The sequence below is a fragment of the Sphingomonas panacis genome, assembly GCF_001717955.1.
GTDB lineage: Bacteria > Pseudomonadota > Alphaproteobacteria > Sphingomonadales > Sphingomonadaceae > Sphingomonas > Sphingomonas panacis.
This window is the reverse complement of the sequence record NZ_CP014168.1, coordinates 414,412-428,445: the sequence shown is the minus strand read 5'-3', so window position 1 is coordinate 428,445 and position 14,034 is coordinate 414,412. Positions and strand designations below refer to the sequence as shown.

The 14,034-nt window shown below is 66.3% G+C and carries 10 protein-coding genes and 1 pseudogene; 6 read left to right on the top strand and 5 right to left on the bottom strand.

Annotated elements, in window-relative coordinates; all coding sequences use genetic code 11:
* Positions 1–74 precede the first annotated feature (74 nt).
* The 5 genes and pseudogenes from J0A91_RS01880 (at position 75) to J0A91_RS01855 (ending at position 7,178) form a co-directional block, all read left to right on the top strand.
* The gene (locus tag J0A91_RS01880) at positions 75–2,474 is read left to right on the top strand and encodes an HAD family hydrolase (protein ID WP_069203489.1); all 2,400 of its coding nucleotides are present in this window, start codon (positions 75–77) and stop codon (positions 2,472–2,474) included.
* On the top strand, positions 2,471–3,304 hold the full coding sequence (locus J0A91_RS01875) for a class I SAM-dependent methyltransferase (protein ID WP_069203488.1): 834 nt from the start codon (positions 2,471–2,473) through the stop codon (positions 3,302–3,304). The genes J0A91_RS01880 and J0A91_RS01875 overlap by 4 nt, the downstream gene beginning before the upstream one ends.
* 80 nt (positions 3,305–3,384) lie before the next feature.
* Positions 3,385–4,446 (top strand): annotated as a pseudogene (locus J0A91_RS24735) (motility-associated protein); the annotation flags it as partial.
* A 303-nt stretch (positions 4,447–4,749) separates the two neighbouring features.
* Positions 4,750–5,919: a helix-turn-helix domain-containing protein gene (locus J0A91_RS01860; protein WP_069206941.1), complete on the top strand. Its 1,170-nt coding sequence runs from the start codon at positions 4,750–4,752 to the stop codon at positions 5,917–5,919.
* 278 nt (positions 5,920–6,197) lie between these two features.
* The gene (locus tag J0A91_RS01855) at positions 6,198–7,178 is read left to right on the top strand and encodes an amidohydrolase family protein (protein WP_206364966.1); all 981 of its coding nucleotides are present in this window, start codon (positions 6,198–6,200) and stop codon (positions 7,176–7,178) included.
* A gap of 144 nt (positions 7,179–7,322) precedes the next feature.
* Here J0A91_RS01855 and J0A91_RS01850 read toward each other — a convergent pair whose 3' ends face one another.
* The 5 genes from J0A91_RS01850 to J0A91_RS01830 all read right to left on the bottom strand — a co-directional run bounded on the left by J0A91_RS01850 (position 7,323) and on the right by J0A91_RS01830 (position 12,761).
* Complete coding sequence (locus J0A91_RS01850) at positions 7,323–8,792, bottom strand: NAD-dependent succinate-semialdehyde dehydrogenase (RefSeq protein WP_069203485.1); 1,470 nt, start codon at positions 8,790–8,792, stop codon at positions 7,323–7,325.
* Between the two features lie 75 nt (positions 8,793–8,867).
* Entirely contained in the window at positions 8,868–9,662 is a 795-nt protein-coding gene (locus J0A91_RS01845) for an N-acyl homoserine lactonase family protein (protein ID WP_069203484.1), read from the bottom strand.
* A 12-nt stretch (positions 9,663–9,674) separates the two neighbouring features.
* Positions 9,675–10,562 carry an NAD(P)-dependent oxidoreductase gene (locus J0A91_RS01840; RefSeq protein WP_069206940.1) on the bottom strand — a complete coding sequence of 296 codons (888 nt, stop codon included), beginning with the start codon at positions 10,560–10,562 and terminating at the stop codon, positions 9,675–9,677.
* 23 nt (positions 10,563–10,585) lie between these two features.
* Positions 10,586–11,383: an SDR family NAD(P)-dependent oxidoreductase gene (locus J0A91_RS01835; protein ID WP_069203483.1), complete on the bottom strand. Its 798-nt coding sequence runs from the start codon at positions 11,381–11,383 to the stop codon at positions 10,586–10,588.
* A complete protein-coding gene (locus J0A91_RS01830) occupies positions 11,376–12,761 on the bottom strand; it encodes an MmgE/PrpD family protein (RefSeq protein ID WP_169833067.1) in 1,386 nt (461 codons plus the stop codon). Before J0A91_RS01830 ends, J0A91_RS01835 begins: the two co-directional genes overlap by 8 nt.
* A 262-nt stretch (positions 12,762–13,023) precedes the next feature.
* Here J0A91_RS01830 and J0A91_RS01825 point away from each other — a divergent pair, with 262 nt between their 5' ends.
* A complete protein-coding gene (locus J0A91_RS01825; protein WP_069203481.1) occupies positions 13,024–14,001 on the top strand; it encodes a LacI family DNA-binding transcriptional regulator in 978 nt (325 codons plus the stop codon).
* Positions 14,002–14,034 lie beyond the last annotated feature (33 nt).

The following is a 14,034-nucleotide window of genomic DNA, read 5'->3' as shown; positions in this document are numbered from 1 at the left end:
CAACCGATCGTCGCGCCTCATCCTATAATGAAAGGCCCGTCGCTTGCGGGCGCTGCATTTGGGGACGACCGCGCATGAACGACACCATTCTGGCCGATGCGCTGCCGACCGCGCTGGACGGCCAGCCCGGTATCACGATCCTGTCGCTCGATTGTTTCGACACGTTGTTGTGGCGCGATACCCATGCGCCGAGCGACGTGTTTCGCGCGCTCGGCAGCCCGGTGCTCCAGCAGCGCATCTGGGCCGAGCAGCGCGCGCGCACCGCCGCGGCGGTGCGCGCGCGACGAAACGAGGTCGGCATCGCCGAGATCTACGCACAGCTTCTGCCCAATGCGACGCCGGCCGAGCGCGCGGCGATGGTCGCGGCCGAGCTTGCCGCCGAGGCGGCGCATTGCTTCGCGTTCCTGCCGACGGTCGAGCTGATGCGCGCGGCGCGCGCACGCGGGCTCGGCATCATCGTGATCAGCGACACCTATCTCGATGCGGCACAGCTCGGCGCGTTGATCTCCGACAGCGCTGGCGCCGACGTGCGCGCGTTGATCGACCGGATTTTCTGTTCGTCCGAATACGGGCTGTCGAAAGGCGAGGGGCTGATCGGCGACGTCATCAAGGAGCTCGGTGTGCGCGCGGACACGGTGCTCCACATCGGCGACAACCGCGCGGCCGATCTGGTCGCCGGCCGCGCGGCGGGGGTGCGCGCGCTGCATCTCAAGCAGTTCACCGCGACCACCGAGCAGCGGCTGCGGCTCGAGGCGGCGACCAGCGCGATGATTCATGCCGGTGCCGCAAGCAACCGCAACAGCCAGCCGCATCGCGCCGCGTTGTCGATCGCCGAGCCGGGGATCGACGACGCCGCCGAACGGCTCGGCTTCACCGCGATCGGCCCGGTGCTGCATGGCTTCGCCCGCTGGCTCGCGCGCGAGGCGGACGCATTGCGAACGGCGAGCGCTGGCCAGGTCCATACCCTGTTCCTCATGCGCGACGGCTATCTTCCGCGTCTCGTCTTCGACGCGATCGAGCCGAACGCGACGACCCATGCGATCGAGATCAGCCGCTTCACCGCCACCGCCGCGTCGTTCGCGACCGAAGCGGACGTGCTGCGCTACCTCGATGCCGAGACCACCACGCCCGCCCGGGTGATTCTCGCGCAATTGCTGTTCGAGCCGCAGGAGATCGCGGTGATGCTGCGTGCGCTGCCCGAGCGGAATAGCCATGCCGCACTCGTGCGGACGATCCGCGCCGGGCCGCGCATGACGCGGGTACTGGCGCGGTCGCGCGCCTGTGCCGAACGCCTGATCGGCTATCTGCGCACCACGATCGCGCCCGCGCCGGGCGATACGCTGATGCTGGTTGACCTTGGCTATAACGGATCGGTGCAGAACCAGATCGATCCGCTGTTGCGCCGCGCGTTGTCGGTCACGGTTGCGGGCCGCTATCTGTTGCTGCGCGAGCAGGATATTTCGGGGTTCGACAAGGCCGGCTTCATCGGCGCCGACAATTACGACGCCAACACGCTCGACGCGATGTGCGGCAATGTCGCGGTGCTCGAACAGGTGTGTACGGCGGCGCAAGGCTCGGTCGTGGATTACACCGCCGATGGCGTGCCGGTGCGCGCGGTCAATGCGATCAAGGGCGGGCAGAGCGCGGTGCGCGACGCGATCCAGCGCGGCGCGGTCCATTTCGCGCAGGTCGCCGATCGTCCGATCGTCCGATCGGCGCCGCCGGCCGATCCTGACGCGCGCCGCAGCGCGGCGGTCGCGACGCTGGCGCGATTGATGTTCCTGCCGATGCCCGAGGAACTCGCCGTGCTCGACAACTTCCAGCACGACGTGAACCTCGGCGTCGGCGACACCGTACCGCTGTTCGACTCCGCGGTGGCGCAGCGTGGCTTGCGCCGGCGCGGCCTGTTCTACATGCGCGGCGAGGAGCGGATGTACCTGCCCGCGGAACTGAATGGCGAGGGGCTTGCGGTCAAGCTGACATTGCTCGCGCACAAGCGCTTCGGGCTGGCGCTGAAATATGCCGATTTCATCGATCGCACGATCACGCTTCCCGTGCTGATAGCCGATGGCCGCACCGTCGAAACCGGGACGGTCACCGCGACGCCGACGCACGATGGCTATTACATCGCGCCGATTCCGATCGACGATTGCCGGTTCTCGATCGGGCTGCAATTCGGGCGGCTGTATGAATGGCTTCAGGTCGAAAGCGCGGTCTTCATGCCGGTCGACCGTTTCCTCAGCGACCAGCAACGCGCCGGACTCGAAGAGGTCGCGGGGGTGCCGACGCTTGAGGGCATGGAGCAGACCGCGGCGCATCTGTATCGCTGCGAGGACGCGGGCGCCTTCATGATGATCCCGCCGCCGCCCCGGCGCGACGCGCGCGCGATGATGCTCGCGGTCGTGTTCCGGCCGATCGCGGCGCGCGCGGACGCCCCGGTGCGGCCTGCGCAGTCCGCCGAGCAGGTACGATGACCGACTTGCTGATCCATTCGATGGCGGAATTCTCCGACCTGATCTTCGCCAGTCTCGAACGCGCCCGTGCGCGCCATATCGTCGAGATCGGTGCCGAGCATGGCGGGATGTCGCATCTGCTCGCCGATTATGCGCGCGCGGTCGAGGGCCATCTCACCAGCATAGACCCAGCGCCGCAGCCCGCTTTCACCGCATGGGCCGCCGCCACGCCGGTCGTGACGCACATCGCCGCGCCCAGCCTCGACGTGATCGACGATGTGCGCGATGTCGATGCGTGGATCATCGACGGCGACCATAATTATTACACGGTCTTCCACGAGCTTCTTGCGATCGATGCGGCCTGCACGCGCGACGGCAAGCCGCTGCTCGCGTTCCTGCACGACGTTAGCTGGCCGACCGGGCGGCGCGACATGTATTATGCGCCCGATCGCATTCCCGCCGCGTTTCGCCACCCGCATGAATTCGGCGCGGGCGCGATGCTCGATCGGGTCGAGCTCGTTCCCGGCCAGGGCTTTCGCGGCGACCGGCACTGGGCGATGGCAAACCGGTCGGGCGGGCCGCGCAACGGCGTGCTGACCGCGGTCGAGGATTACATCGCGCATGTGGGAAGCGCGGGGCGCACGCTCGCTTTCGCGCATATCCCTGCGGTGTTCGGGTTGGGCGTGGTGTTCGATGTCGATGCGGCGTGGAGCGCCGATGTCGCCGCGATCGTGGCGCCGTTCCACGATAACGCGCTGCTTGCCGCGGTCGAGCACAACCGCCTGCGCAATTACCTGAAGGTGATCGAATGGCAGGACCGGGCGGCGCGGGATCGTGCGTTTCGCCAATAGAATGTGTGGGTTGTGACGCCAGGCGGCGCGCTCCTCCTATAAAGTAATATGATCCTCGTCTCGGAAAAGCAAAGCGCGTCATGGTGAACGGTGTCGGATTTCTCCTCATCCTGGGATGCGTGTTCGGCAGCTTCCTGATGTCGGGCGGCAAGATGGCGGTGATCCTCGAGGCGCTGCCGCACGAGTTGATGGCGATCGTCGGCGCCGCGATCGGCGCGTTCGTCGTCGGCAATTCGTTCGCCACGGTCAAGAACGCGGGCAAAGGCATCCTCCGCTCGTTCAAGGGGCCGCGCTGGAAGGACAGCGACTTTCGCGATCTGCTGACGCTGCTGTTCCGGCTGCTCAGTACGTTCAAAAAGGGTGGCGCGACCGGCATCGAGCCGCATCTCGACGATCCCAAATCGAGCAAGCTTTTCGCGCCCTATCCGCGCCTGCTCGCCGACCACCATCTGATCGAGTTCATCTGTGATTATGATCCAACCAAGGCGCAGTTCACGACCTTCATAAACTGGCAGATCCGCGGCGAGTTGCAGAGCCTGCGCTTCCGGGTGATGACCGACCAGCGGCCTTCCGCCAAGAAGGTCGATGCGACGACCGTCTCGCTGCACGCCATCACCACCGGCGACGACGGCGGCGAGGCAAGCCTGGAAGCGATGCTCGAGGACGGTGGCGCACTGGCGCGCACCGAGGCGGGCGCCTCCGACTATCTCGCCCAGGCGGCAGCCGCGTCGCTGATCGAGGCCTATATCGACCAGGAACGCGCCGCCGGCATCGCGCAATTGCGCAAGCGCCCGCGGCCCAAGCGCGCGCTGCGCTCCGAGCCGCTCGATTCCGCCGCCATTGCCGCGCAGGTGCCGCGTGCGCGCGCGCGCGGCCTGTGCCCGATCGAGCTCGAGAAGCTGGAACAGAAGCTTTTGCGAGACAAGGAGATCGTCGAGCGTCGTGTCTTCGATGTGACGACGCTCGATGATCTGGGCACCGATACCGGAGTCACCAAGGAGCGCGTGCGGCAGATTACCAAGCGCGCCGCGCGGAGCATTGCCGAGCTCGCCAGCGCCGACCCGCGCTTCGCGATGATGGCGGACTATCGCCGGCCCAAGGCGCCCGACGCGCGAAGCCGCAACGCGAAGCCGCAGATCGCCGCCACGCAGATCCTGCCGCCGCTCGGCCAACCGCATAACGTGCTTTCGCGACTTGTCGCGATCACGGCGCCGGCCAACGGTACGATGGCGTCGATGCGGCGCGACGAGGAACCGCAGGACGATATCGCGGATGCGATGATCGCCGACGCCAGCCGGACCGACAGCGGCGTGCCCGGCAGCCGGGTGTGGCACTGAGCCGCCGGCGCAAGATCGCCAGTTCGGCAAGATTGAACATCCCGGGCTTATCCCATAACGATCGGGTGGGGCAGATGATGGCGCCCCGCCTCGATGGTGAAGGATAGCATGGCGCGGACTCGATCATCACCATCAGAAGCCAAGCAGGGGCGCGACACCGCCGCCAAGAGGCGCCGGGGCATCCCGGCAGATCCTGCGCCGATCGTGCCCGACCGCTATCGTGCCTTTGTCTTTCCCAATCGCGTTCGCGAGCAGCGCCGCGCCCACGGCCTGCAGAAGCTGATGGCGTTGGGCGAGTGCGTGCCCGACATTCCCTATATCCGCCTGTCCAAGATCGAGCGTGGCGAAGTCGTCGCGCGCGCGGATGAACTGCGGCAGATCGCGCGCGCGCTCGACGTGGCGCCAGCCGATTTGCTGATCGATCTGGCCGACCCGGCTTTCGATATCGCCGCCTGGGCGCTGCCGTTTCAGGATACTAGCGCGATTTCGCCGGAGGAAGAGCGCTTCGCCATTCAACTCGCCGCCGCGTTGCGAGCGCTCCGCAATGCCGATGCGACGCTGACGATTGCCGCGCTCGACAAGGAGTTCGGGTTGCCGCCGGTCATCCTGTCGCGTCTCGAAAACGCGCACAAGACGTTTGATCGCTGGAATGCCGCGACCGTGGCGGCGGTGTGCCGCGTGTTCGGCGTCGCCGACGAGAATGCGTTGCGCGCCAAAGTCGCCGACCAGTATCGCCGCGGTGACCTCGACGCCGCGATCGGGCGGATCGTCGATCCGGCCGACCGCGAGCGGCGCGCGCGCGAGCGCACTGCGGCGCTGTCGGCTGAACTCGCGAGCGTGGCGAAGCCGGTGGGACGCAAAGCCGCCGCGCGCGCGCCGAGGGCCGTGGCGACAGCCGCGCACCCGCCCGAGCCTGCGCACGTGCTGCCCGTGTTCGGCGCGCCGCTGGCGGACGGCTTGATCGCCTTTACCCCCACCGACGCGGTTGTCCCGGCGCCGCGCGATGCCGGTCCGGCGGCGTTTGCCCTGCGCGTGTGCCGTGCCACGCTCGGCCCCGGGCTGCCCGCCAGCGCGGTCGTGGTGGCGGACCCCGATCGCCCGGTGACCGCCGGTGGCCTCGCCGTGGTCCGCGGCGGCGACGGCTACCGGATCGTTACGGTGACCTTCGATCGATGGGGCGCCAGGAAAGGGTATAGCAGCACCCCCGATCTGGAACTGGACCTCGACATATGCTCACCGGCCGACGTCGTCGCGGTCATTGCGGCGGTGTTCGTCTAGGCGGCGCGGGGACGAAGAGCGCGGCTCGGGGCACCATCGGACATTCGACAGGTTGCGGCGCCAGTTGCCTCGCGGCGGGGAAGAGTGTGTTCCAGCGCCTGGCCCGTAGGCTTCTCAAGGCCGGAATACTCTCGCGCAGAAATGGAAAGCAAGGGGGGCGTCAACGCGCCTTCGGCGCCGCTCCGTGGTCAGTATATCAAAAGCGCGCGGTGCCAGTCCATTCGGGTCGTTGTGGACGTGCCGGTGATGGGCCAAATCCGGTCGCACAAGAACCAACGATGGAGAGCGAAGTGTCGGTCCCGAACTCTAATGGCGCTCTGCCGGAAACCCGCATGCGTTTGTACGATTCGCATGCCCATTTGGTTTCTGACGATATCGCGCGCTATCCGCGCAACCCCATCAAGCTTGCCCCGACCGAGAATGTGTCGGGAACGTATACGCCCTTCGGCCCCGGCACCATCGGCAAGCCCGGCGGCATGCATGGCCCTGATCCGATCAACGAAAAGCCGACTGCCGAGCAGATGCATGCCTGGATGGAAGAAGAAAATGTCGTGGGTATCGCGGCCGTGCAGAAAGGGATGATCTACCGCACCGACAATAGCTATATCGTCGATGCCGCCGATATTTTCCCGGATCAGATGCGCGCCGTCATCATCGTCGATCCGCAGGCGCCTGAAACGCCGGGCATGGTACAGGATCTGGCGAAACGCGGAATAGTGGGCATCCGCTTCTTCGGCGTCGGCATCAAGGACAAGAAAAGCTGGTTGAGTGCGCCCGAATCGATCGAGGTCTGGTCGCTTGCCGACCAGCTCGGCTTGGTCGTCGATATCGAAGCACCAGGGGTCGGGGGAGAGATCCTGATCCCCGTGATCGAGGCGATGGCCGATCGCTTCCCCAGCCTACCGATCGTGCTGGACCATCTTTTCATGCCCGTCGTGACCGACGCGGATTTTGGGTTGGGCGAGAACTTCGCCGGCTTTACCAAGCGCGATAACATTTCCGTAAAATTCACCTCGCTCAGCATGGATGTAATCCGTGAACAAGGCATCTCGCCGGAGGAGGTCTTGCGCCGCGCGGTCGATCTCTATGGCCCGGACAAGGTGATGTGGGGTTCCGACATTGGCACTTCGTCTGGCACCTATAAGGAAATGATCGCGCGCGCGATTGCCTCCACCGCGTTGCTGAACGAGGATGAGCGACGCAAAGTTCTGCATGACACCGGACGACGCATCTTCACCGGGTGGCACCGCGACGACTGAAGCTGCGGTTGCCGGTGGCGAGCCAAGTGTCAGCGCACTCGGCTTTCCACCAGCCTTCGCGCGCGCTGCCCTGTAGGTGGTGTCGATAGCGGCGCGAACGTCACGCCGTCCAACGCCGTCAACGCGCCGGATTGAACACAGTGGTCAGAGACCGCCCACGCACAGATACTTGACGTGCAGGAACTCCTCGATGCCAAGGCTCGATCCCTCACGGCCGATGCCGCTGTCCTTCACGCCGCCGAACGGCGCGACCTCACTGGTGATGATGCCTTCGTTGATGCCGACCATCCCCGCCTCCAGAGCGCGCGCGACGCGAAATGTGCGGGCGAGATCGCGCGTGTAGAAATATGCGGCAAGCCCGAATTCGGTGGCATTGGCGGCATCGATGCCGTCCTGTTCGTGCGTGAAGCGGAACAGCGCAGCCAGCGGCCCGAACGTCTCTTCATGCGCGACGAGCATGTCCTTGGTCGCATCGCGGATGACGGTCGGCTCGTAGAACGTGCCGCCCAGCGCGTGCGGCTTGCCGCCGGTCAGCACCACGCCGCCTTTCGCCACCGCATCGGCGACATGCGCCGCGACCTTTGCCACGGCAGCATCGTTGATGAGCGGACCCTGCTGGACATCGGCCGCGAAGCCGTCGCCGACCTTGAGCGCTTTAACCCGCTCGGTGAAACGCGCGGCGAACGCGTCGTAGATGCCGTCCTGGATGTAGAAGCGGTTGGTGCAGACGCAGGTCTGCCCGCTGTTGCGGTATTTCGAGGCGATCGCGCCTTCGACCGCCTTCTCAAGATCGGCATCGTCGAAGACGAGGAACGGCGCGTTGCCGCCAAGTTCCATCGACAGCTTCTTCATCGTCGCGCCCGACTGCTCGTAGAGAAGCTTGCCGACCCGAGTCGAGCCGGTGAAGGTCAGCTTGCGCACCAGCGGACTGGCTGTGAGCGCGCCGCCGATCGCGACTGCATCGCCGGTGACGACGTTGACGACACCGGCGGGGATGCCTGCCTGTTCGGCGAGCACCGCCCACAGCAGCCCGCAATAGGGCGTGAATTCGGACGGCTTGACGACGACGGTGCAGCCCGCCGCAAGCGCCGGCGCAATCTTGCGTGACAGCATAGAGAAGGGAAAGTTCCACGGCGAGATCGCCGCGACCACCCCCACGGGCTCGCGCGTGACGAGGACCTGGCGGCCCGGCCACGGCGAGGGCACGACCGAGCCGTTGATGCGGCGCGCTTCTTCCGCGAACCATTGCACATACTGCGCGCCGAGCAGGATTTCCGCACGGGCTTCCGCCAACGGCTTGCCCTGTTCGAGCGTCAACATCGCCGCGAGCGGCTCGGCGTGCTCGCGGATGACTGCGGCCATGCGGTGCAGTGCGGCGGCGCGCTCGGCCGCGAGCGTCATCGACCAGGTCTTGAACGCGGCTTGTGCGGCATCGATCGCCGCGTTCGTCTCGACAGCGCCCGCCCAGGCGATCGTGCCGATCACCGCGCCCGTCGCCGGGTTGGTGACGTCCAGGGTCTCGCCCGTGTCGGCGGCTCGCCACACGCCACCGATCGCGTTCGTCTCGCGCAGCCAGCCGTCCGCCTTGAGCGTGTCGAGAATGGTATCGGTCATGCGTTCTCCGTGGCACCGAGCGAATAGCCAACTCCGTTCGCTCAGTACGAACGGGCTAAGGCATCTTATTAAGATCTAGGAACCGATCGGCTCCAGATCCAGCCGCACCACGTCGGCGAGATCCGCGCGGACCACGGGATAGCGGGCGAGCACGAGCGGATCGTGGCCGGGTATGATGTGGCGGATCGAACTCGATAGCCGCCGCATCGTATCATAGCCGGCAAGCATGTCGGACACGCTCTCGACCACCGGGAACGGGCGATATTGCTCGAAATTCGCGTAGAAATGCGACGCGTCCGACCCGATCACCACCCAGCCGCGCTTCGTCTTGACGCGCACGATCTGAAGCCCGCGCGTGTGCCCGCCAACGCGGTGGACGCTCAGTCCCGGTTCGATCTCGCTGTCGCCGTCGTGGAAATGCACCCGGCCCGCGAACACCTTGCCGACCATCGATTGCACGTCCTCCACCGCGAAGGAATGGTTGAGGAACGGCTGGCACATGCACCGCCCGGTGCAGAACGCCATCTCGACATCCTGCAAGTGGTACGTCGCTGCGGGGAACAGGTCGCGGTTGCCGGCATGGTCGAAATGCATGTGCGAGATGATGACGTCGCTCACGTTCGCCGGCTCGATGCCGATCGCGCGCAAGCCATCCTCGACCGGACGGACGAGCTGGCGGTTGCGCACGCGGCTGGTGGTCGCGTCGAAGCCCGTATCGACGACATAGGTCTTCTCTGCCCCGACGATCGCCCAGACGAAATAGTCGAGCGCCATCGGTTGATCGTGCGGATCGCCGCCGATGAAATTGGCGGCGGCGTTGCGATCATGATGGCCGTAGCGGACCGCGTAGATTTCGAAGGTCGACTCCATCTCCGGCTCCCGTCACTTGCCGCCGATTTCGACGCCGGCCCATTGTTCGACCACCTTGGCCATCTCGGTAAAGTCCGACGCGCCGCCGAAGCGCGCCTGCGTGATGTTGAGCATGGTGCGCGCGGTGGTGCTCATCATCATCGGTACGCCCATCGCCTCGGCTTCGTCGAGGCACAGCCGCATGTCCTTCAACGACAATTGGGTCGCGAAGCCGAAGTCGAAGGTCCGCGGGAGCACCGCGCGCGGGAATTTGTCGGTCGTGGCGCTGTTGCGGCCGCTGGAGGCGTTGAACACGTCGAGCATCACCTGCGGATCGAGCCCCGCCTTCACCCCCATCGCCATGCCCTCGCAGGTCGCGGCGAGCGCGGCGACCGACAGCGCGTTGTTGACGAGTTTCATCGTCTGGGCCTGGCCGGGGGTCTCGCCGACGTGGAATGTCTTGCCGAACGTCGCGAGCAGCGGCGCCACCTCGTCCCACACCGTTTTCGGGCACGCTACCATCAACGACAGCTTGCCGGCGAGCGCGCCGCCACGCCCGCCGCTCACCGGCGCATCGACCAAGGTGATCCCAGCCTCGCCCAGCGCGTCGGCGACGGCCTTCGACATGCGTGGGCCAGTCGTGGACAAGTCTATGACGATCCTGGGTTTGCCGGGCACCAATGCGAGCGCGACGTCCTGCACGATTTGCGGGGAGGGAAGGCTGATGAAGACGATACCGGCCTGCTCGGCCACCGCCGTAGCCGAATCCGCGCGGCGACCGCCGGCGTCCGTAAACGCGGCGAGCGCGGTCTCGGCCGTGTCGAACGCCACCACGTCATGCCCGGCCGTAACCAGATGCGGCGCCATCGCGCTTCCCATGCTGCCAAGGCCGACGAAGCCCAGCACCGAAGTATCCGTCATGTCGATTTCTCCACCTATCGGGGTCAGCCCCGCGCCAGCCATCCGCCTTCGATGGGAAGGATGGCCCCATTCATATCCTCGCCGACCGGCCCGCACAGCATCAGCAGCACTTCGGCGACGCTATCTTCCTCGATGAAGCGGCCGCTCGGCTGTTTTCCGTCAAGGAAGCGTTGTTCGGCCTCTTCGCGGCTGATGCCTTCGCGCGCTACCGTTTCGTCGATCCGCTCGCCCCAGATCGGCGTGCGTACCGATCCGGGCGTGAGCGCGTGGCACGTCACCCCGCTGCCGGCGGTTTCGAGCGCAATCGCGCGGGTCATGCCCTGAATCGCGGTCTTGGTCGTGACATAGTCGATGCGATTGACCGTCCCGCGCGAGCCGTACACCGAAGTCATGTTAAAGACGCGGCCATAGTTGCGCGCCCGCATCCCCGGCAGAACGAGCTGCGTGGCAAGCAGCGCGGCGGTGAGATTGACCGCGAGCGCGCGATTCCAATCCTCCAGCGCGAGATCGCAGACCGGCGCGAAATGCCGGACCACCGCGTTGTTGACGAGAATGTCGATCGGCGCGCCGTCGCTCGCGCGCGCGACCAAGGTTCGGATCGCGTCGGGGTCGGTCAGGTCGGCCTCAACATAGCGCGCCGCCACGCCGAACTCCGTGGTGATCTGCTGGCGCACGCTCTCGATGTTTTCCGCTGGATCGAGTCCGGTGAGAACGACCGACACCCCCGCCGATGCGAGCGCACGCGCCATCGCCAGACCCAGTCCGCCAACCGACCCGGTGATGAGCGCGCTACGCCCGGCAAGCGAAACCGGCTCACGCATGCGCGGGCGCCATCAGGCCGGTGAGCGCTGACACATTCTCCAGCGTTTCGAGCCGCGCGACCGCATCGATCACCGCGTCCGCCTGCCGCATGTCGAGGACGTTCGTGACGTTCTCGCGGAACTTGCCCTCGATCTCTCCGCGCGACATCGGGTTGGCGGCCGATCCGCGATTATGCTCCTCGATCTCCTCGAAGCGCTGCCCATCCGCCGTTTCGACGATCACCACGCCCTTGAACCGCTCGCTGCCCGGCATCGTCGGATCGACGACGAACTCGACGCGGTCGGCGAGCGCAAGGATGGTCGGGTCGCGCAAGGACGCCGGCGCATACGCGTCCTTACTGATCCGCCCCAGCACGAAGGCTTCGGCGAGCGTATATTGCAGACTGACTCGACCATGCGAGTCGGTCAGCGGCCGGCGTTTCTCGGCGAGCGGCTCGCAGACGATGCCGACGATATAGGCCGCGACCGGGCAGATCACGCGCGCGATGCGCTCGGGTGTCAGCCGCTCGCGCACCCGCAGCCGCAGGGCCGCGTCGATATAGGGGTGGATGACGTGCGCGACGGGGAACGGCTTGAACGAGGCGTTGCGGCTGTCCCACACGCTGCCGAGGTTATCGGTCAGCCGTCCGAACGCCGGCGCGGGCTCCGCCGCCTGCAGATGCGAGGCGAAAAGCCCGAAGCGTCCCTCGAAGACTTCGCCCGGCCCAGTCACGCCAGATTGGCCGAGCACGGCGGCGGTGATGCCGCTTTGCGCCGCCCAGCCGGGGTGAAGGAATTTGGATTGGGTGCCGTCGACCCAGCATTGGATCAGCCCGGCCGCGAAACTGCCGGTGATGCCGGCGGCGGCGACCATCTGCGCCGGCGCGAGCCGCAACAGGCTCGCCGCCAGCCAGCACACCCCAAACGGGGCGAACAGTCCTGACGGATGGAAGCCGCGCTTGTGGAATTGCTGCGGCGTGACGCTGCCGACCCGTGCGCTGATCTCGTTACCGATCGCGACCGCGGTGAGGACGTCGCGGCCGCTCGCCCCGGTCCGCTCACCGAGCGCGAGCGCTGCGGCAACCGCCGGACTGCTCATGTGGACGATCGATTCGTTGTGGGTGTCGTCATATTCGAGCGCCTGCGACAGCGCGCCGTTGATGAAGGCGGCACCGATCGCGCTCGCTCGCCGGGCCGTGCCCCACACCGCCGCCTCGTCGCCAGGATAGAGCGTCGCCGCCTCGCTGACCGACGCGCCGAACGGAGTCCGGCTTCCCGCGATCGACAGGCCGATCACGTCGAGCACGCGGAAGCGTGTGCTCGCCACGACATCCTCCGGCACGTCGGCGAACGTCATGCCGGCCACCCATTCCGATATCGTCTGCGACGCCCCTATCACGAATTCTCCACCTTTTTGAAAATCTAGGTACCGGTATCAAATATCTACGATGCAATAGCTAGGGTGGCAAGCCCCACAATTGGCCGTTCGATCGTCGAACCACGTAGGATTTTGGGATCGATCCCAAAATTCTGCCGGTATGTCTGTCGTGTGGCGCGGCGCCATAGACCGCGGATCACGATTTGCTACACTGTCACAAACAACGAAGGGATCATCGGTGCGAGACGGCAATTCGTCTTCAAGGGGCGGCGGCGGAATCCGCATGCGCGAGGTCGCCAAACTCGCTGGCGTGTCGCGAATGACGGTATCGCGCGCGCTCAACCAGCCCGAGAAGGTCAAGGAAGCGCTTCGCACGCGCGTGCAGGAGGCGGTCGCCGAACTCGGCTACGTTCACAATCACCTCGCGCGCAGCCTGTCGTCGAGCCGCTCTACCGTGATCGGGCTGATCCTGCCGAGCCTCGAAAACTCGATCTTCTCGCAGACGGTAAAGGGCATTTCGGACGTGCTTCGCCCGGCCGGCTTCCAGTTGATGCTGGCGGAAAGCTCGGATGATCCCGAAGAGGAGGAGCGCGTCATCGCCGCGTTCCTCGCGCAGCGTGTCAGCGGTCTCGTGCTGCATTCGACTCGCCATAGCGCCGCCGCGATCAAGATGCTGCGTGGCGCGGCGATTCCCGTCGTCGAGAACGGCGACATGCCCGCCGATCCGGTCGACATGGTGGTGAGCTATTCGAATCGGGGTGCGGCGAAGGCGATGACGTTGCATCTCGCGCGGCTCGGCTATTCGCGGATCGCCTTTGCCGGCCTGGTGCGCAACCCGCGCGCGTCGGAACGGCAAGTGGGATTTCGCGAGGCGATCGAGGAAGCGGGGCTGCCGTTCGATCCGCGCGCGATGGTTGGCGTGTCTCGCGGTTTCGTCGGCGGCGCGGAGGCAATTTCCTATATCGAGCAGAGCCGGCCCGACACCGACGCGCTGTTCTGCGCGGGTGACGTGCTCGCGGCGGGCGCACTGTTCGATTGCGACCGACGCGGCTGGGCGGTGCCGGGGCGGCTCGCGCTGGCGAGCTTCGACGATCTCGACCTGATGCGCTTCGTCAATCCGGCGATCACCGCCTTGCGCTTGCCGCGCTATGAGATCGGCCGCCGAAGCGCGGAGATGCTGCTGGCGCGCCTGCTCGGTCGCGAGCTGCCGCTGCGATCGGTCGATCTCGGCTTCGAAATCCTCCACCGCGCCAGCGCCTGAGCCTCGGCGCGATTGCGCGCCGTCTCGCGCCTC